The organism is Polynucleobacter acidiphobus (assembly GCF_003065385.1).
GTDB classification, from domain to species: Bacteria; Pseudomonadota; Gammaproteobacteria; order Burkholderiales; family Burkholderiaceae; genus Polynucleobacter; species Polynucleobacter acidiphobus.
In genome coordinates, this window is sequence record NZ_CP023277.1 from 199,626 (window position 1) to 217,910 (window position 18,285).

The 18,285-nt window shown below is 48.8% G+C and carries 18 protein-coding genes and 2 pseudogenes; 9 read left to right on the top strand and 11 right to left on the bottom strand.

Annotated features, from left to right (window positions below; all coding sequences use genetic code 11):
- Positions 1-40 precede the first annotated feature (40 nt).
- On the top strand, positions 41-1,225 hold the full coding sequence (locus AOC32_RS01105; RefSeq protein WP_108507733.1) for a ribonucleotide-diphosphate reductase subunit beta: 1,185 nt from the start codon (positions 41-43) through the stop codon (positions 1,223-1,225).
- 340 nt (positions 1,226-1,565) lie between these two features.
- Positions 1,566-1,958: pseudogene (locus tag AOC32_RS01110) on the top strand (histone); the annotation flags it as partial.
- Between the two features lie 61 nt (positions 1,959-2,019).
- Here the strand turns inward: AOC32_RS01110 and AOC32_RS01115 are convergent.
- The 7 genes and pseudogenes from AOC32_RS01115 to AOC32_RS01140 form a co-directional block, all read right to left on the bottom strand.
- Complete coding sequence (locus tag AOC32_RS01115) at positions 2,020-2,976, bottom strand: carbohydrate kinase family protein (RefSeq protein WP_108507735.1); 957 nt, start codon at positions 2,974-2,976, stop codon at positions 2,020-2,022.
- An 8-nt stretch (positions 2,977-2,984) separates the two neighbouring features.
- The gene (locus AOC32_RS09820) at positions 2,985-3,518 is read right to left on the bottom strand and encodes a DUF3426 domain-containing protein (protein ID WP_325051162.1); all 534 of its coding nucleotides are present in this window, start codon (positions 3,516-3,518) and stop codon (positions 2,985-2,987) included.
- Positions 3,519-3,659: 141 nt separating this feature from the next.
- Positions 3,660-4,574 (bottom strand): annotated as a pseudogene (gene prmA, locus AOC32_RS09825) (50S ribosomal protein L11 methyltransferase); the annotation flags it as partial.
- Positions 4,575-4,588: 14 nt separating this feature from the next.
- Entirely contained in the window at positions 4,589-5,956 is a 1,368-nt protein-coding gene (gene accC, locus AOC32_RS01125; protein WP_108507737.1) for an acetyl-CoA carboxylase biotin carboxylase subunit, read from the bottom strand.
- 5 nt (positions 5,957-5,961) lie between these two features.
- Positions 5,962-6,432, bottom strand: a complete 471-nt coding sequence (gene accB, locus AOC32_RS01130) for an acetyl-CoA carboxylase biotin carboxyl carrier protein (protein WP_108507738.1) — start codon at positions 6,430-6,432, stop codon at positions 5,962-5,964.
- A 23-nt stretch (positions 6,433-6,455) separates the two neighbouring features.
- Positions 6,456-6,917 (bottom strand): type II 3-dehydroquinate dehydratase, encoded by a 462-nt coding sequence (aroQ, locus tag AOC32_RS01135; protein ID WP_108507739.1) that lies wholly within the window; start codon positions 6,915-6,917, stop codon positions 6,456-6,458.
- Positions 6,918-7,098: 181 nt separating this feature from the next.
- Positions 7,099-7,626, bottom strand: a complete 528-nt coding sequence (locus AOC32_RS01140) for a TlpA family protein disulfide reductase (protein ID WP_108507740.1) — start codon at positions 7,624-7,626, stop codon at positions 7,099-7,101.
- A gap of 25 nt (positions 7,627-7,651) precedes the next feature.
- Here AOC32_RS01140 and mpl point away from each other — a divergent pair, with 25 nt between their 5' ends.
- Genes mpl through mtgA form a run of 6 tightly spaced genes read left to right on the top strand, consistent with a single transcriptional unit; the run spans position 7,652 to position 14,265 of the window.
- Positions 7,652-9,061 carry a UDP-N-acetylmuramate:L-alanyl-gamma-D-glutamyl-meso-diaminopimelate ligase gene (mpl, locus tag AOC32_RS01145; RefSeq protein WP_108507741.1) on the top strand — a complete coding sequence of 470 codons (1,410 nt, stop codon included), beginning with the start codon at positions 7,652-7,654 and terminating at the stop codon, positions 9,059-9,061.
- Between the two features lie 14 nt (positions 9,062-9,075).
- Entirely contained in the window at positions 9,076-9,804 is a 729-nt protein-coding gene (gene fabG, locus AOC32_RS01150) for a 3-oxoacyl-ACP reductase FabG (protein ID WP_108507742.1), read from the top strand.
- The gene (locus AOC32_RS01155) at positions 9,804-11,798 is read left to right on the top strand and encodes a ribonuclease catalytic domain-containing protein (RefSeq protein WP_108507743.1); all 1,995 of its coding nucleotides are present in this window, start codon (positions 9,804-9,806) and stop codon (positions 11,796-11,798) included. The genes fabG and AOC32_RS01155 overlap by 1 nt, the downstream gene beginning before the upstream one ends.
- Positions 11,795-12,661: an energy transducer TonB family protein gene (locus AOC32_RS01160; RefSeq protein ID WP_108507744.1), complete on the top strand. Its 867-nt coding sequence runs from the start codon at positions 11,795-11,797 to the stop codon at positions 12,659-12,661. The genes AOC32_RS01155 and AOC32_RS01160 overlap by 4 nt, the downstream gene beginning before the upstream one ends.
- Entirely contained in the window at positions 12,658-13,554 is an 897-nt protein-coding gene (aroE, locus tag AOC32_RS01165; protein ID WP_108507745.1) for a shikimate dehydrogenase, read from the top strand. The genes AOC32_RS01160 and aroE overlap by 4 nt, the downstream gene beginning before the upstream one ends.
- Positions 13,555-13,557: 3 nt before the next feature.
- Entirely contained in the window at positions 13,558-14,265 is a 708-nt protein-coding gene (gene mtgA, locus AOC32_RS01170; protein ID WP_108507746.1) for a monofunctional biosynthetic peptidoglycan transglycosylase, read from the top strand.
- 17 nt (positions 14,266-14,282) lie between these two features.
- Here mtgA and pyrF read toward each other — a convergent pair whose 3' ends face one another.
- Complete coding sequence (pyrF, locus tag AOC32_RS01175; RefSeq protein ID WP_108507747.1) at positions 14,283-15,140, bottom strand: orotidine-5'-phosphate decarboxylase; 858 nt, start codon at positions 15,138-15,140, stop codon at positions 14,283-14,285.
- Between the two features lie 40 nt (positions 15,141-15,180).
- Between pyrF and corA the strand changes: the two genes are divergently transcribed.
- Entirely contained in the window at positions 15,181-16,152 is a 972-nt protein-coding gene (corA, locus tag AOC32_RS01180; protein WP_108507748.1) for a magnesium/cobalt transporter CorA, read from the top strand.
- On the opposite strand, the gene AOC32_RS01185 is transcribed toward corA, so the two are convergent.
- The 3 genes from AOC32_RS01185 to thiL are packed head-to-tail and all read right to left on the bottom strand — an operon-like array spanning position 16,149 to position 18,259.
- The gene (locus AOC32_RS01185; RefSeq protein ID WP_108507749.1) at positions 16,149-16,658 is read right to left on the bottom strand and encodes a CinA family protein; all 510 of its coding nucleotides are present in this window, start codon (positions 16,656-16,658) and stop codon (positions 16,149-16,151) included. The two genes, corA and AOC32_RS01185, sit on opposite strands and share 4 nt — an antisense overlap.
- Complete coding sequence (locus AOC32_RS01190) at positions 16,655-17,197, bottom strand: phosphatidylglycerophosphatase A family protein (RefSeq protein ID WP_108507750.1); 543 nt, start codon at positions 17,195-17,197, stop codon at positions 16,655-16,657. The genes AOC32_RS01185 and AOC32_RS01190 overlap by 4 nt, the downstream gene beginning before the upstream one ends.
- Before the next feature lie 6 nt (positions 17,198-17,203).
- Positions 17,204-18,259, bottom strand: coding sequence for a thiamine-phosphate kinase (gene thiL / locus AOC32_RS01195; protein WP_108507751.1), 1,056 nt, complete (start codon positions 18,257-18,259; stop codon positions 17,204-17,206).
- Positions 18,260-18,285 lie beyond the last annotated feature (26 nt).

Sequence of the window (18,285 nt, forward strand, 5' to 3'; positions counted from 1 at the left end):
CGATGAGAACATTAGAAAAAATAGGAATTAGGAGAAAAGTATGTTGAACTGGGATGAAGAAGTCGCTCCAGCCCTTGCTAAGGCAGGGTTTGTGCCGCCACCCTCGCCAATGGCCGTTCCGCCAGTGCAAGTTGCCCCTGTGGCTGATCAGGTAGCTGTTGCTCCTCCGGTCCAGGCGGCAGCAAAACCAGTAACTGATGCAACTGAGCGTCGCGTGAACGTCGCCGATAAGCGGGTGATTAATGGCACAACCGATGTTAATCAGCTGGTTCCCTTTAAGTACAAGTGGGCTTGGGAAAAGTACCTAGCTGGCTGCGCTAATCATTGGATGCCCCAAGAAATCAATATGAACCGCGATATTGCGCTCTGGAAAGATCCCAATGGCCTGACTGAAGATGAGCGCCGCATTATCAAGCGTAATTTAGGTTTCTTTGTAACTGCGGATTCCTTGGCAGCGAACAACATCGTATTGGGAACCTATCGCCAGATTACGGCTCCAGAGTGCCGTCAGTACTTATTGCGCCAAGCTTTTGAGGAGGCCATCCACACCCACGCTTACCAGTACATTGTTGAGTCCTTGGGTCTGGATCAGGCTGAAATCTTCAATGCTTACCATGAGGTTCCCTCGATTCGGGACAAAGACGAGTTCTTGATTCCGTTTATTGATGTGCTCACCGATCCCGCTTTTAAGACCGGCACTCTTGAAAACGATCAAAAACTATTGCGCTCCCTGATTGTTTTTGCCTGCGTGATGGAGGGTTTGTTCTTTTATGTTGGTTTTACGCAAATCCTCGCGATGGGCCGTCAAAACAAAATGATGGGGGCAGCGGAGCAGTATCAATATATCTTGCGTGATGAGTCGATGCATTGCAATTTTGGCATTGATTTAATCAACCAAATCAAGCTGGAGAACCCGCAGTTATGGACTTCTGCGTTCAAAGAAGAGATTCGGAGCATCTTTGAAAAAGCAGTGGAGTTGGAGTATCGCTATGCCGAAGATACGATGCCAAGAGGGGTGCTTGGACTCAATGCTCCGATGTTCAAAAGTTACCTTCGCTTCATCTGTAATCGTCGTTGCATGCAAATAGGACTTGACGCGATGTATCCAAATGAAGAGAATCCATTTCCATGGATGTCAGAAATGATAGATCTGAAAAAAGAGAGAAACTTTTTTGAGACTAGAGTGATTGAGTATCAAACCGGTGGTGCGCTGAGTTGGGAGTAACAAAAAGCTAGACCAGCGCTTCCTCCGGCAATATAGGAGATAGTTCGGTTGATTAGTATTAGTAGTCGCTTGAAACTGGCAAAAATGCGAAAACCCTTGAAACAGGGTGACCGGACTTTCTTCCCAATTTTTTCTACCCTCTTTGAAAAGCTGCTTCCCGCAAGGGCCGCAGCTTTTTTTCCAGGATTCATTAGCGTGCAGCACCATGTAGTAGGCCGCGCGCCGATGAATAGCTCGCTCGTTTCCCATGGTGCACCGCAAGGCGTAACGTGGAGTCATGGTCGGGTTTTCTTAATCAGTAGTTTGTTCTAATCCTCACACGTGAAGGAGAATCACTATGGCAATCGCCAAAAAGAAGTCTGCTGTAAAGAAACCAGCTGCTAAGAAAAAAGTAGCTGCTAAGAAACCAGCTGCTAAGAAACCAGCTGCTAAGAAGCGCCCAGCTGCTAAGAAGAAAGTAGCTGCTAAGAAACCAGCTGCTAAGAAAGCTGCTGCGAAGAAGCCTGCCGCTAAAAAAGCTGCTAAGAAAAAAGTAGCCAAAAAGCGTCCTGCTGCTAAAAAGAAAAAAGCTGCCAAGAAAAAGCCTGCTAAAAAAGCAGCTAAGAAAAGGCCTGCTGCCAAGAAAGGTGCTTCTGTAAAAAAGCCCGCGGCTAAGCCCGCCGTTGCTGCTCCAGCGCAAACTGCGCTGAATCCGGCTGCGGCTTGGCCATTTCCTACAGGCAGCCGTCCCTAAGCCTAGGCTTAGTGGATAGTTGAAGTAGTCTGGATGGGGTCCTTCGGGACCCCATTTTTATTTAAAGAGTAATAGCAGTACCAAAAGCTGCTTTGAAGCGATCGCTAATTTCGCTGCGAGTGGGTTGATGGTTTTGGGGTCCTTGATGCGCAATTTTGATCGATCCCATGAGACTAGCTAAGCGCCCGGTGGTTTCCCAATCCAAACCTTTTTCAAGGCCATACAGCAGTCCTCCTCGGAATGCATCACCGCAACCGGTTGGATCAGCAATCTTCTCGGCTGGAACAGCGGGTATCTCAATAATCTTCCCCTTTGTATGAATTTGCGCCCCTTGAGCCCCCTTCGTCACGATTAAGGCTTCCAGGCGACTTGCCAGCTCGTTTAGCGATAAGCCGGTGCGCTGGCAAAGCATCTCACCCTCATAGTCGTTTACAGCGACATAGGTGGCTAAATCGACCAGTTCCAGTAGTTCTTGGCCGTTAAACATCGGCAGCCCTTGGCCCGGATCAAAAATAAATGGGATCTTCACCTTCGCAAATTGATGGCAATGTTCCCACATGCCAATTCGCCCATCAGGGGCAACGATACCGATGTGTTGATCCTTTTGACCTAGACTGGCTACACAGTCATCCACACGGTTTAAATGGGAGTCATTCATGGCTCCGGGATGAAAGGCGGTGATCTGATTATTAGCAAGATCAGTCGTAATCATCGCTTGGGCCGTAAAGGCCTGATCGAGTTTTTTAATGAACTGGCGGCTCATCCCAACTCTCTCGAGGTGGGAGAGGTAGGGATCTGCATCCGCTCCCACGGTCGCCATGATCATTGGTTTGCCACCGAGCAGTTGGAGGTTATAGCCAATATTGCCAGCGCATCCGCCAAATTCTCGGCGCATGCTAGGGACCAAGAAAGCGACGTTCAGAATATGGATTTGTTCTGGAAGAATTTGATCCTGGAAGCGACCCTCAAAGGTCATGATGGTGTCATACGCAATGGAGCCACAAATAATGCTTGCCATAAGGTTCTCTATAGGGATGGGGGTTGAGTGGAGGAAGGATATGCTACACGCAAGCGATAGCCCGCGGCATTCGCAGGAAGCTGCAAGGGTATCGAAAGGCTAAACAGTTCTTTGGGTGGTGCTCCCGTCAGTAAAAAGCTGGGATGGGCACTTTGCCAGGTTTTGGGAAGCCACTCTTCAGGGCTCATCAGAATACGAGCAATCGTTTTTTCATCGGCATCGCTAAGTGTTAGCTCCAAATGGGGGATTGCAACTGGGACCAATAAGCGATTTTGTAGCTCGATTTGTAAGATGGACAGCATCTCAACCCCGCGTTTGCTGTCATCCATTCCAAGATTGGCGAGCAGAAAGCGCCATGCCGTGAAATCAATCACTGCTTTCTGATCGCACGGCAAGACTTCGCATATTCTCCGATCTACGCTTTGTAATAACTCAAAGCTACGTAAGGCAACTGGGTTGGGGTTTTTATCTAGGCTGGGTGCTAAAAAATGCAAGATTGGGACACGCCAAAGGCTTATTGCGACTAAGAAGCCGATCATCATTAATAAGCCAACGGTGATCAAAGGTTTACGTAGATGAAATCCTGTACCTTCTGTGATGGGAGCGCTGATAATTGAGCGATTGGGCTTTGAGACATCTTCAATCGAACGAACGCTTGAGGTCCGGTTTTGCTTAGAGACTGGCTTTTGACCATGTAGGCATACCCAGCCCTCCGAGGCCCTCCAGATCGACAGCGGAATATGGGTCTGATAACAATCGATGACCTCCTGCGCTTGGCGCTCTAAGATGCCCGATAGGATTAATTGCCCACCATCCTTTACGCGTGCGATTAGAGCTGGTGCTAGAACTTGTAAGGGGTTGGCCAAAATATTGGCGATCACTACATCAAATGGCTGGGACCCAATCGCCGCATCGATATCGTCAGGTAGTTGGAGCTCAATCTCCGTTTGATTTTGATTGGCATTTGCACGCGCCGATTCAATAGCCTGCGGGTCAATATCCGTTCCAAACACAGTTTGAAAGCCCAGTTTTTTGGCGGTAATTGCCAAGATGCCAGAGCCACAGCCATAATCCAGCACACTTTGACTTTTACAAACAGGGTTCTTGCTGTATTGCTCAAGCCACTCAAGGCATAGTCGGGTGGTTGGGTGGCTGCCAGTACCAAATGCAAGGCCCGGATCGACTGCCAGACAGATTGCTTCTGGTGCAGATGGTTTCTGGTGCCAGGACGGCACAATCCAAATGCGCTCACCAATCGCAATCGGGTCGAATTGATTTTGTGTCATCGACACCCAATCTTGGTCAGCCACAACTGATTCGGTGGGTGTTTGAACGGCAAATCCAGCCTCTAGAAGAATGCTGGCTAATTCTTCCTTGCTGGTTTCGAAGCTATGATCAAAGAGCGCCTTAACAACGGATAAGTCCCAAGCTTGCACTTCGGGCGACAGACCTGGCTCACCATACAGGGGATTTTCATCGTAGCCACCCGCAGTGGCATCTTCGACCGAAACCGAGAGTGCCCCAAGTTCCATGAGCGCATCGCCCAAGGGCTCAGCAATTTCAGCAACAACGGTAAATTGGAACTCGCGGTACGGCATTGGCTCAGGAGGGCCTACTTTTCGCCACGAGTCGCAGATTGCTCCTCAAGGCGTTGTTCAAGGTAATGAATGCTTGTGCCACCCTCCACGAATTTGGAGTCGAGCATCAGCTCGCGATGTAAGGGCACGTTGGTCAGAATGCCATCAATCACCATTTCAGAGAGGGCAATCCGCATGCGACGAATCGCCTGCTCACGTGTAGCCCCATAGGCAATTAACTTGCCAATCATCGAATCATAGTTGGGAGGTACTAGATATCCGCTATAGGCATGCGAGTCGACGCGAATACCGGGGCCGCCAGGCATATGCCATGACTGAATTCGACCAGGGCTTGGTGTGAACTTAAAGGGATCTTCAGCATTTAGGCGACATTCAATCGCATGACCCTTAAAGACAATATCGCGTTGCCTAAAGCCAAGTTTCTGGCCAGCCGCAATCTTAATTTGCTCTTGAACAATATCAATCCCAGTAATCATCTCCGTGACGGGATGCTCGACTTGAACGCGAGTGTTCATCTCAATAAAAAAGAACTCACCCTTTTCATAGAGAAATTCAAAGGTACCGGCACCGCGGTAGGCAATTTTTTTACATGCATCGGCACAGCGCTCCCCAATTTTGGCAATCAGTTTGCGATCGATCCCTGGAGCTGGTGCCTCTTCAATCACTTTCTGGTGGCGACGCTGCATCGAGCAATCGCGCTCACCCAGCCAAACCGCATTGCCATGGGTATCGGCTAAGACTTGGATCTCCACATGCCTCGGTCGCTCTAGGAATTTCTCCATATAGACTTCAGGGTTCCCAAAGGCTCGCCCCGCTTCCTCGCGGGTCATGTTCACTGCGCTAATGAGGGCTGCTTCGGTGTGAACAACGCGCATACCGCGCCCACCACCACCACCTGCTGCTTTAATGATGACGGGGTAGCCAACGCGCTTGGCGGTCGCCAGAATTTCTTTTGGATTATCCATAGGTAATGCACCTGCCGATCCAGGTACGCAGGGAACCCCTGCCTTAATCATGGCATTTTTTGCGGAAACCTTATCCCCCATTAAGCGGATCGACTCGGGTCTTGGGCCGATGAACGCAAATCCAGACTTTTCAACCCGCTCAGCAAAATCCGCATTCTCTGAGAGAAATCCATAGCCAGGATGAATGGCTTCAGCATCGGTGACTTCAGCCGCTGAAATAATCGCCGGCATATTGAGATAGCTTTGCGTCGAGGGTGCCGGCCCGATGCAAACCGCCTCATCAGCCAATTTTACGTATTTAGCGTCTTTATCAGCGGTGGAGTACACCACTACTGTTTTAATACCTAGTTCTCGGCAGGCCCGCTGAATTCGCAGAGCGATTTCGCCACGATTGGCGATCAGTATTTTGTCAAACATGGCGATTAGGCGATGATGAACAACGGTTGATCAAATTCAACGCCTTGGCCGTTCTCGCAAAGGATTTGCTTAATCACACCTGCTTTCTCTGACTCAATTTCATTGAGAAGCTTCATTGCCTCAATGATGCAAAGAGTTTGGCCGACTGTTACGGTGTCGCCTACATTCACAAAAGCAGGTGCTTCTGGATTGGGAGAGCGATAAAAGGTTCCAACCATTGGAGACTTTTGCACAAAACCCTCAGGCGCAGCATTGGCTTCTGGAGCTGTAGCAACCGAAGTCGCTGGAATTTCCTGTTGAATCGGCGCTGGTATCACCATGGTATTCATGGGCATCGCTGCAGGAGCGTTTGCAACGGAGCCAGAATGTCGCGCATTCACAATCTTGACTTTATCTTCTCCTTCGCTCACTTCGAGTTCGGAGATTCCAGACTCGGAGACTAAGTCAATCAGGGTTTTGAGTTTTCGTAAGTCCATGCCAAACCTCGTCGTAATGATTTTTAATGAGAAGCCAGTTTGTTCTGAATCGCTGCCAATGCCAGTTCATAACCCTGGGCACCTAGACCACAAATCACGCCCATGGCTAGGTCTGAGAAATAAGAATGTTTGCGAAATTCTTCACGCTGATGAATATTCGAGAGATGCACCTCAATAAATGGGATCGCTACACCGGCTAAGGCATCGCGTAGGGCAACACTCGTATGCGTAAAGCCCCCTGGATTAATGATGATGAAACCAATACCATCCTTTTTAGCCTTCTGAACACGGTCAATCAGCTCACCCTCGTGATTACTTTGAAAGCTCTCCAGTGAAATTCCAGCATTTTTAGCGAGCTCACCCATGCGTCCTGTGATGTCTTCGAGGGTTGTTTTGCCATAAACCTCAGGCTCTCTGGTTCCTAGAAGGTTCAAATTAGGACCGTTTAAAAGCAAAACAGAAGAATTTGGATGATTAGTAGGCATAGATCGCTACAGTTATTGAAAAATATCGATTAATTTGGCGATAAATCCAGAAAATTAACGTGAGAAGCAGTATACCCCCTGACATCCGGAATTCCTAGAAATCAGCTGCTTTTTTAAGAAATTGATTAAAAATGGCCGACAGGGCAGCTAGATCCCTGTGCCTAAAAGTAGCTAATATTAATTAAATTGCATCTTTAATGAGCTTTCTGAGCTCATCTTCGCTGATCTTGCCTAATTTTCTGCCTGTGATGTTGCCTTTTGCGTTGATCACCACCGTAAAGGGTAGGGCCCCTGATGGGTTCCCTAGCATTTTGTTGATGTCATTCCCGCCAAGTCCGCCCAAAACGATTGGATAAGAAATAATCGTAGTTTCAATAAATTGACGAATATTAGAGGGTGAATCGATTCCGATGCCGACAATTAGCATCTTTTTAGGATCATATTCCCCCTGAACTTTGTCCAAAGCGGGCATTTCTTCAACACAGGGCGGGCACCAGGAGGCCCAAAAATTGACCACCAAAACCTTATTTTTCCAATCTTGGGTCGAAATGGGCTTTTGGTCTGGAGAAAACCACTCGCGATCAAAAAGAGCTTTGACAGCATCTTGCGAGGCGGACTGCAGGGCAGTTCTGCGATTGGCAATAAAAGCACCTGCGACTGCGGCAACAATCGCGACCACACTTCCAATTAGAAAATGACGACGGTTCATGACTCTCCTTAGCTAAAATCCACGCATGCATATTCATATCTTGGGCATTTGTGGCACCTTCATGGGTGGTATTGCGGCAATTGCTAGGCAGGCCGGTCATGAGGTAACCGGTTGTGATGCAAATGTTTACCCCCCAATGAGTACCCAGCTCGAAGCCCAAGGTATTCAATTAATCGAAGGATACTCCCCCGATCAACTACGTGAATTTAAATCGAAACCCGATTTATTTCTGATTGGGAATGTGGTCTCCAGGGGAAACCCTCTCCTCGAGGAGATCCTCAACCAAGGTTTGCCATATACCTCTGGTCCCCAATGGCTTGGAGAGCAGGTTTTGTCAGGTAGGCATGTCTTGGCTGTTGCTGGTACGCATGGCAAGACCACAACGACAGCCATGCTCACCTGGATTTTGGAGCGCAATCAGCGTCAGCCTGGATATTTAATTGGTGGCGTACCGTTGAACTTTTCAGTCTCGGCACGCTTAGGTGACGGGAACTATTTTGTGATTGAGGCGGATGAGTACGACACCGCCTTTTTTGATAAGCGTAGTAAGTTCGTGCACTATCGGCCACGAACCGCGATTTTGAATAACCTCGAGTTTGATCATGCCGATATCTTTACCGAGTTGGCTGCCATTGAAACCCAATTTCATCATTTAGTTCGAACCATTCCACAAACAGGTCTGGTACTTGCCAATGGTTCACAGCAGTCATTGGATCGCGTGATCGAGCGCGGATTGTGGTCTCCTTTGGAGCGCTTTGGTTCCGGTAGCTGCGAATGGTCATTTGAGGATATGGAAAATGCAGATGGCAAACGCGGCGCTGATTTTGCAGTTCTTTATCAGGGCAAGAAATGCGCGGAAGTTCATTGGGCAAGGCATTCGGGTGTGATGGGTGTTCATAATCAACTCAATGCACTAGCAGCGATTGCGGCTGCCCATCATATTGGCATCACCCCAGAAGAATCCGCCCTCGCTTTAGCGGAGTTCAAAAATGTGAAGCGACGTTTAGAGCTCATCGGTGAGAAGCATCGAGTTCATGTGTATGACGATTTTGCCCATCATCCAACGGCAATTGCTACCACGATTGATGGATTGCGCAAACAAGTGGGTGAGGCACGAATTCTGGCGGTACTTGAGCCACGCTCCAACACCATGAAGCTTGGTGTCATGAAGTCTCAGCTTCCGGATAGCTTGAAAGAGGCCGATTTGGTATTTGCCTATGGAGCAATTAGCGGCAAAGATGCCCTGGGCTGGGATTTACAAGAGTCGATCGCGCCATTGGGGTCAAAAGCAAAAAGCTTTCATGATCTTGGGCGCTTAGTTGAAGCAGTATGTAGCGAAGCTAAACCCCATGATCATATTTTGGTGATGAGCAATGGCGGCTTTGGCGGTGTTCATCAAAAAATTCTGGCTCGTTTAGAGCACCTTAATCCCTAATTAGAGGAATTGGTATGCGTTTACGAAATAAAGTAGCACTCATCACTGGAGCAGCTAAAGGAATTGGTTTTGCAACTGCCAAACGGTTTTCCGAGGAGGGCGCTAAGGTCATGTTGGCCGATCTAAATGAAGCCGCAGTGATGGAGGCCGTGGGCCAACTCAAGCATGCTGAACCCTATGTGTTGAATGTTACCGATCGAGCCAGTATTCAGCGTGCGGTTGACGACATTATTTCTAAACATCAACGCATTGATATATTGATTAACAACGCCGGAATTACTCAAGATGCCCGCTTGGTGAAAATGACCGAAGAGCAATTTGATGCGGTGATCGATGTTAATCTCAAAGGCGTTTTTAATTGCACTCAATTGGTGGTTCCCCATATGCTAGAAGCAAAAAAGGGCGCGATCGTCAATGCCTCGAGTGTGGTCGGTATCTACGGTAATTTTGGTCAAACCAATTACTCTGCAACCAAATTTGGCGTGATTGGATTTACCAAAACCTGGGCCCGTGAGTTCGGACAAAAAGGGATTCGGGTAAATGCCGTCTGTCCTGGATTCATTGCGACTGAGATGGTCAAGGCGATGCCCGAGAACATTTTGCAAAGCATTGAGCAGCGTTCGTGGATGGCGCGCTTGGGCACTCCCGAAGAAATGGCGAATGTGTATCTGTTCTTAGCGAGCGATGAAGCCAGTTATGTCAATGGCGTAACCATTGAGGCAAGTGGCGGGATTTCGCTTTAATGCATTTACTGTACGAGGAAGGTGGTGAGCTGCGTATTGCCACTATCTTGTCGACCTCTGGGGCTGGAGACACTCAGTCATGGCAGGCAAGCGCTTTATCGGGCAAGCATCTCAAGCTAAAGGCTAAAGAGGTATGGCTGCAATTTGATCACGCTAATCCTCAAAATGTTCTTGAAGAAGCGCATGGTATTGCTGCAACGATTGACTTGCAACTTCTATGGGACTGTGCGCCCGATCAAGAATTTTCTTTCCAGGCAATTGCCAAAGAGTATTTTGGGGACACCGTTGGTAAGCCCCAATTGATCGGTTTGGCGATTGCATTGCAAGGAGCCCCTGTTTACTTTCGACGTAAGGGGCGCGGTGTCTTTATGCGGGCGCCACTCGAACAACTGCAAGCGGGATTAGCGGCAATCGAGCGCAAGCAAAGAGAGCTTTTACAGCAAGAGGCATGGCAGGCGGAGCTCGTTGAAGGAAGGCTGCCAGATGCTTTACATTCGCAGGTGAATAGCTTGCTGTTTCGTCCAGATAAAAATAGCTTGGCATACAAGGCTTTTCATGGGGCTTGTGAACAGACGGGCGAACACCCAGCGCGTTTGCTGATGCGCTGTGCTGCCTTGGACTCCCCGCAGTCTTACCATCATGGCCAATTTGTGCAAGCGCATTTTCCGAAAGGCACGGGCTTTGCAAGTGATTTTCGATTTACTGACGCAGAGTTTGAAAAGGCCGTTGCTGGCTTACCAGCTGCACAAGTTAAGGCATTTTCAATTGATGACGCCAGTACCACTGAAATTGATGATGCTTTGTCATTAACGCCAATTGGTAATGGTCTTTATCGATTGGGTATTCATATTGCGGCACCTGGCTTATTGATTCAGAAGGGCGATCGTTTTGATCAAGTTGCACGTGAGCGGATGTCGACGGTGTATTTTCCAGGCGACAAAATTACGATGTTGCCAGAGCAATTTGTGGAGTACTTTTCTCTCGATGCTGGGTCCGCTCGTCCCGCAGTCTCCTTGTATGTTGAGATTGATGCTCTTGGCCAACGAACCCAGACACCTCCGCAAAGTGCTCTCGAGTTGGTGCCGATTGAAACTAATCTTCGCTTAGACGATTGGGAATCACTGGTCGACGAGGCCTTCTTGGCTCAAGAGAACTCATCATTGCCGCATCACGAAGCACTGACTCGACTATGGGTTTTAGCTCAAAATGAGCATCAAAAACGTCAAGAGCAGCGTGTCAAAGACGGCTTGCGAGCTGAGGTCTTGGGTCAAGCTGATCCAAATGCTTTAATCCGTGATTTCAATTTCAAGATCACTTCGTCAAGCAATGAAATCGTGATTGAGCCTCGTGTTCGAGGTTCGATTTTGGATACCATCGTGGCTGAGTGCATGATCTTATGTAATCAGATTTGGGGACAAGCGCTAGCTGAGCATGGTTTACCGGCGCTATTCCGCACACAAAAAGGTTGGGGTCCTCAGCGTACACGGATGCAAACCACCCCCGGCCCTCATGAAGGCTTAGGGGTTGAGTGTTATGCGTGGTGCACCTCGCCATTACGTCGGTATGCGGATCTTGTAAATCAATGGCAATTGATTGCGATGATTCGGAACGGGGTTACCGCCAAGATGACGGCTCCATTTGCCCCTAAAGACTCAGAGATCATGGGAATTGCCGCTGATTTCGATACGGTATATCTTCAGTACGGGGAATATCAGTCACGCATGGAGCGCTATTGGTGCTTGCGTTGGTTGGCGCAGGCTGGATTGCCCCATTCAATCTACGCACGTCATTTGAAAGAGGGCATGGCGCGTATTGAGCCTATTCCACTGCACTTGCCCATCCCTGAATTAGCGAGCCATCCTCGTCTGACCCGCGCTAAGATCGAAGTTATGGATATAGATCTTTTAGACCTATCTGCTAAGGCCCGTTTGCTCGAGCTTGAAACCAGCTCGAGTGAAGTCAGTGCTGAGGTAGAAGGGGATTTACCAGAATGAGACTGGCTCTGCATTCATTTGAGGTGAGTCGGTCGATTAAGCCGCTATGGATCGCATTAGCTATATCTCTACTGGTTCATCTTGCCCTATTGAGTCAGCGTTGGTTCAATGCGCCAGAAACCGAGCGGCGTTTCAATACACCATTGAGTATTGTGCTGGTGAATGCTTCTAGCCCAGCGCCTCCTCAAAAGGCACAGAAATTAGCACAGGCTAATTTGGATGGTGGGGGCCTAACTATTCGGGAGGATGCGAGCGCCTTGCACCGCGCCCATTTGGGTACCGATTCTAGGTTGGAGGCGCTTGAGAAGCGCCAGAAGCAATTGTTATCGAAGTTAGATACCGATAAAAAGCAGGCCACTGGAATACGATCGGGGGAAGAATCTAAACAGCTCTCTCAGACCAATGCGTTGGAGGCCGAGCTTGCTAGACGACTTAGCCCTGAGGGTCGTCTTCCACGTCGCGCGGTCCTTAGTGCAAGCAGTACCAAAACGGTTGCGTTTGCCTATTACTATGATGGTATGCGTCAAAAGATTGAAGCCTATGGCAATACTTTTTTTCCTCGCGTCCAGGGTCGGCCGTTGTATGGTAGCTTGGTGTTAACTGTGAGTGTTGATGCAGAGGGTCGGATCACCAATAATGTCAAAGGACGTGAGGGCATTGAAGTAAGTCGTTCATCCGGTATTCCAGAGCTTGATCGTCAAGCGGTGGCAATTGTGCGCGCCGCCGCCCCGTTCGGAGCATTTCCAAGTGAGATGCGTCAGCAGATCGATGTTTTGGATTGGGTTTCAACGTTTGAGTTCACGCGCGATTTGAAAGATCAATCCGGCAATCGTTTTGAACTAAAAAACGGCGCTAAACCATGAACCACTATTCATTTCTAACCGAGCTGGAGCCAAATAGTTTTGTTGGCAAAAATATTTATGCGGTATTTGGTAATCCGATTGGGCATAGTAAGTCTCCGCTGATTCATGAGCAGTTTGCAATACAAACCCAGCAGGAAATGGATTATTTAAGGATTCAGCCACCACTGGACGGATTTGCAGCAATGCTCACCCAATTTTTTGTACTTGGTGGTCAAGGTGCGAGCGTCACCATTCCGTTTAAATTGGAAGCCTATCAGTTATGCAAACAATTGACTACCCGTGCTCGCTTAGCAGGTGCTGTGAATACCATCTGGCAAAAAGACGGAGTGCTCTGGGGCGATAACACCGATGGCGCTGGATTGGTGGCTGATCTGCTGTCTCAAGGAGTAGCTATTCATGGAGCAGATGTCCTCATTGTGGGGGCTGGTGGTGCAAGTCGTGGGATCCTTGAACCGCTACTAGATCAAAAGCCAAAACGGATTTGGATTGCCAATCGCACCGCTCAAAAAGCTCACGAGCTTGTGTCGATATTTCAGCCTATTGCAACTCAGTATGGTGTTGAATTAATGGCAAGTAGCATCGCTCAGCTAGAAGAGCAAGCGACTCTTGCATTTTCACTCGTGATCAATTCAAGTGCAGCTGGTCTTGAGGACCAAAGTCCTTTAAGCACATTAGCGGCAGATCACGTGTTTTGCCCTGGTTGCTTTGCGTATGATTTGGTGTACGGTAAAACCACGGTATTTATGGAGCAAGCCTTGCAGCGCGGCTGTCGGATCAGTGACGGCTTGGGAATGTTGGTAGAGCAAGCCGCCGTTGCCTTTAGTCAGTGGCGTCAAGTGGACATCAAACGTTTAGATACTAGGGCTGTTATTGCACAGCTTCGGTACGCTTAAATCATGTCATGGGTCATGTATTTCCTCAAATGCATGGCTTGGGGACTGATCGGTTTGCAGTTTTACTTTGTGATCCAAATTGGTCTATGGGCATTCATGAATCCAAGCAGTACAGCATTTCAGAGGGCGGAACGTTGGCGTCTTTGTCACTGGAATCTGAGCTGCCCGATCCAGCATCGTTGGGTTTCGTACGAGCAGATCAGCAATGATTTAAAGCGGGCGATTCTGGTAAGTGAAGACGATATCTTTTTTAAACACAGCGGGGTTCGGATTGAGGATATGCAAAAAGCCTGGGAGCGAAACCAAAAAGGCGGCAGCAAGGTGGTGCGCGGCGGCTCCACAATCACACAGCAATTGGCCAAGAATTTATTTCTTTCCTCCGAAAAAAACTACCTACGTAAAGTACAGGAGCTAGTCATTACCGGACTTTTAGAGTTGATGCTTTCCAAACAGCGGATGTTTGAGATTTATATGAATTCCGTTGAATGGGGTGAGGGGATTTTTGGGATTGGTGCAGCGACTTCTCACTACTATGTGACTAATCCAAAAAATATTAGTGGCGAACAGGCAGTCGCATTAGCATCTGCTTTACCAGCGCCAAAGTGCTTCGATAAGAGTAAATATTGCAAACGCGGCAGTATTGATTTTGGGGCGCGTCAGCAGTTTATTTTAGAGAATATGGATCGTGTAGCTTTGCCTAAAAACCGCTAGTAATACCAAGCATCTTTTTATTTGGCTTGCGCAGATCGAATCGCATCACGGGTTGCTATTGCTACTTTTCTGGCAGCGTCTGCAAAGTCCTTTCCGTTGCTCGCATACAAAATGGCGCGCGATGAGTTAATCATCATTCCCGTTCCGGGTTTATTCGCTACTTGCCCCGCAGCAACCGTCGCTTCAATATCCCCGCCTTGCGCCCCGATTCCAGGGATGAGTAAGGGCATGGCGCCGACGATGGCTCGAACTCGGGCGATTTCTTGGGGAAAGGTGGCTCCCACCACAAGTGCAATTTGACCCGCTTGATCCCACTCTTTGGCAAGGTGTGCAACGCGTTCAAACACTGCTTGGTTGCTGTTGATGGGAAGGTTTTGTATATCGGACCCGCCTGGATTGGAGGTACGGCACAAGATGATGACCCCTTTGCCCGAGTGCTGAAGATAGGGTTCGATCGAGTCTTTACCCATGTATGGATTGACCGTCACGGCATCGGCCCCATAACGCTCAAACGCTTCTAATGCGTAATGTTCGGCGGTACTCCCAATATCACCCCGTTTGGCATCCAAAATAATAGGGATCTGTGGGTAGGATCTTTTGAGGTGGGCGATCAGGTCTTCCAGTTGGTCCTCTGCTCGTTGGGAGGCAAAGTACGCAAACTGTGGTTTAAATGCACACACCAGGTCAGCACATGAATCCGCAATTTCTTTACAAAAATTGAGGATGGCTTTGGGGCCTTTGCCTATGCTGGGCGGGAAGCGCTGGGGATCGGGGTCTAGACCCAGGCAGAGCATGCTGCCCTGGGATGCCCAGGCAGCCTCGATCTGATCCCGAAAGGACCCCGAATTTTTTACCAAATGTAATGAACGATTCATAGTGCATAGGATAAACTAGCGCATTCGTCGGGAGTTCACCATGATCAACTTGTTCGTCCTACAAAACGGCCGTCTATCGCAAGAGCAAGTCGAAGATCGCAATGAACTGCTCCAACACCACAATCCAATTTGGATTGATGTGATTGACCCTGAAGAGGAAGAGCTGCTTTGGATTAAAGAGGCTTTTGCCGTTCAACTCCCTGAGTTGGACGATCTTGGGGACCTGGAGGCGTCTGCACGCTATTTTGAGGCAGACGATGGGCATCTGCATATTCGCACCGACTTTTTGCTTGACGAAGAAGATACATCACGCAACGTGAGGGTGGCGTTCGTCCTGACCAATCAGGTGTTGTTCTCGATCCACGATGAAGATTTACCAGTGTTCCGTTTGGTACGCTTGCGGGCGCGTTTGCGTCCGGGTTCGGTCAGTAATGCGAAGGATGTGCTCCTTGATCTGTACTCCACCGATGCCGAGTACTCCGCCGATGCACTTGAGGAGGTTTATGAAAATCTTGAGCGCGCGGGTAAACGTGTTTTGTCAGAAACGATCACCGACGCCGACGCAGCAGAAGTTCTTGAGACGATTGCCACTGAAGAAGATACCAACGGCCGAATTCGTCGCAATGTCATGGATACGCGGCGCGCACTGTCATTTCTGATGCGAAGCAAATTATTGTCCGATGAACAGCAAGAAGAAGCGCGTCAAATTTTGCGAGACATTGATTCTCTAGAGAATCACACAGCATTCTTATTTGACAAGATTAACTTCTTGATGGATGCGACGGTTGGCTTTATTAGTCTGAACCAGAGCAAAATTATTAAGATCTTCTCTGTGGTCTCGGTCGCCTTAATGCCCCCAACCTTATTGGCAAGCGTTTGGGGTATGAACTTTGAGTACATGCCTGAACTAAAAGAGACCTGGGGCTATCCGCTGGCAATCATTAGTATGATCATTTCAGCAATGATTCCCTTGGGCTACTTCCGCCACAAAGGCTGGTTGAAGTCAAATTAGCGTGATTCGCTTGCAGTGAGTTGCTCAAGCAGCGACTCGATCGCGTAAACGCAAGCCTGCTCCCGAATGTTCTGACGATCACCGCTAAATTGTTTCGTTTGTGAGCGGGTTTGGATTTGATCATCCACTTGCATTCCCCAAGCAAAGCAAACCATCCCAACGGGTTTATTCGCACTTCCTCCGCCTGGCCCTGCAATTCCAGTAATAGCAACACTAACTTGGGCCAGGCTATGGTTGAGAACGCCTTCGGCCATCGCTCGTGCAACTTCTTCACTCACGGCCCCGTACCGTTCGATCAACTCTTTTGGAACACCAATACTCTCTTCTTTCGCTTGATTACTATAGGTGACAAAGCCCCGCTCAAACCAGTCGCTGGATCCGGCAAGGCTGGTGAGGTGTGCAGCCAATAAACCTCCAGTGCATGACTCGGCTGAGGCAATCTTGAAACCTTTAGCCAACAAGATTTGAGCTAATTGTTGAGTCAGTGAGGTGATCGATGAGTTCATGCGAGCCAGTGTATTCCAAGCATCACGATCAAAATAGTAAAGAGAGCGGCGATGAGATCATCAATCATGATCCCAAAGCCGTGTTTGATGATCTGCGATGAGTTGAGATGTTCTTGATGGACCCAGTTTTTCTTAAAGTATTGATCGACGCGATTGATAGGCCAAGGTTTGGCTGCATCAAAAAACCGAAAGATTAAAAATGCGATTGCTTGCACCCAAAGAGTGTTGGATCCAATCAGCAGTAGGATCCAAGCAAAGGCGATGATTTCATCCCAAACAATCGAGCCATCATCGGGGCGGCCTAGATCGTGACTGCATTGACCGCAAGCCCATAGTCCATAAAACGTTCCAACGCTAAGTAGAACAAACACCGCCTCTGTTGAAAGAAGTGGGTTGAGGATCAAAAACAATCCCCAGGAAAGCAGTGTGCCAGCCGTACCCGGAGCAATTGGAGCCAGGCCGCTCCCAAAGCCGATACCAAATACCCGATGCACGGATCCCAGCATCCAATTTAATGATGGGTGGCGAGTTGCTTTCATGAATCTCTAATCTCGAAAGTGATCAAAAGATCTCAGCAGCGCTTGGGATTTTTCGGGGCTTAGTGGTATGCCCTTACCATCCTCGAGTATCAATACGCTTTCATCTTGGGCTTCAGTAATTTGACCAATGCAAGTCAGAGGAAGCCCGAGTTCTTTCGAGAGGCTCGCAATATTGGCATGTTGATTTGGGTTTGCAGTAAAGCACAGCTCATAGTCATCGCCGCCAGAGGCAGCGCATTGATACTGAATTGCCGGATCTTGTCGCCGCAACACTGTTGAGCGGGGCAGGGCATCTAAGTTAAGTTGCGCGCCCACATGGGAGCCCTCCAAAATATGGCGTAAATCACCCAACAATCCATCCGATACATCTAAGGCTGCAGTTGCGATCCCACGTAGAGCGATCCCGAGCGCAACTCGGGGCAAGGGCGAATGAAGTCGTTGATTGATCCGATTGAGTTCTTCGGCATCCAGATTTAAAGGCCATTCTTTACGAATACATCCCAGGGCTAAACGAGCGTCGCCCAGTTCGCCAGAGACCCAAATGGAGTCACCCACCCGAGCGCCCGATCGCTTAATTGCTTGTCCGCATGGAACCACACCAAAGGCTGTGATGCTGATCGTTAATGGCCCTTGACAGGTATCGCCGCCAATCAGGTGGCAATCAAAGAGATCGGCCAAATCAAAAAGACCATTTGCAAATCCATGCAGCCATGCTTGCTTTTGTTTTGGTAAGGCGAGCGCCAGAGTAAATCCAGTGGGCTTAGCACCCATTGCGGCGAGATCCGATAAGTTCACTGCCAGGGATTTTTTCCCGACGAGGTAAGGGTCGGCATCCGCAAAGAAGTGGCGATCGGCCACCAACATATCGGTTGTGATCACCAGTTCCTCGTTTGGATGACAAGCAATCACCGCCCCATCATCACCAATGCCAAGAAGTGGTGCGTGTTGGGGTTTAGCCTTCATCATTTGCAGAGCGCGCGTCTTGAAAATATCGCGAATTAACTCAAATTCCCCGAGTTTGTGGGTATCGGATGGCGGGCTCTGAAGGAATAGCTTTGTCATCTTTGTATTGTAGGCGGGCTTTAAAA